Annotated in this window: 1 protein-coding gene and 1 pseudogene; one reads left to right on the plus strand and one right to left on the minus strand. The window is 27.5% G+C overall.

Going from position 1 to position 885, the window contains the following annotated elements:
* Nucleotides 1-406 (plus strand): hypothetical protein (locus tag LKL37_RS22990; protein ID WP_431612570.1); only part of this gene is annotated, 406 nt, incomplete at its 5' end.
* Between the two features lie 4 nt (nucleotides 407-410).
* On the opposite strand, the pseudogene LKL37_RS22995 reads toward LKL37_RS22990, so the two are convergent.
* Nucleotides 411-885, minus strand: a pseudogene (locus LKL37_RS22995) (hypothetical protein); the annotation flags it as partial.

Consider the following 885-nt stretch of genomic DNA (forward strand, 5'->3'; position numbering starts at 1 on the left):
GGAGGATTTTTCTAAACATAAAATGGTTTGGAAAAGAGTTGGTTCTATACTTCGTTTTTCATATGATGACTCAGGAGCACTAGCACTAGATAGTACATGCTTTGCAACAGGTGATAATATAAAATTTTTAGTGGCATTCTTAAATTCAAAATTAGGTAAATACCTCTTGAAAGATGCTCCACAAACAGGTACGGGTGATTTACTAATAAGTGTTCAAGCAATACAACCATTATCAATACCAATACCTAGCATTGAAATAAATGAAAAATTTGAAGTTATTATTGATCAAATTTTGAGTGATAATTCTTTTGCTTATGAAATTGAATCTATACTAGATCTAGAAATTTACAATTTATTAAATTTAACAAGTGAGGAAATTTCATTTATTGAATCTTATTATATTTAGATTTCTATTCAGTGGTTGGAATAACCTCATCTTTTAAACTAGCTTCAATAATATTTTTTTTATATTGGTTTATAAAATCTATTTCTGTTTTATTGAGATTTAGACAGTTAAACCATATTTTGTTAACTTCTGTAATATTATCTTTATTTGTATTAAGATCGATCTCGCGGAGCATATTAATTATGTCTGGGTTTGGTATAGGTATATATGTTTCATCTAAATAAGCTTTTTTATATCTGAAACCTGTTTCATCGAATTGTGGTCCAGCATAAAATCTTGAAAATATAAAAAAACCTACATCAGACACAAGAAATAAATAAACAAGATCAATATTTTCACCAGTCATCATAAAATTAGTTGCTTCAATGAAAAATCCATTCTGATCAAGGTAAAAATATGGATAGGTATCCAATTGTTCAACTTTTCTAGGCATTCTCATTATGTCAGGGTATATTATTTTATGTTTAGAAAAATCCTCC

The organism is Chryseobacterium sp. 'Rf worker isolate 10', assembly GCF_050753305.1.
Lineage (GTDB): Bacteria > Bacteroidota > Bacteroidia > Flavobacteriales > Weeksellaceae > Chryseobacterium.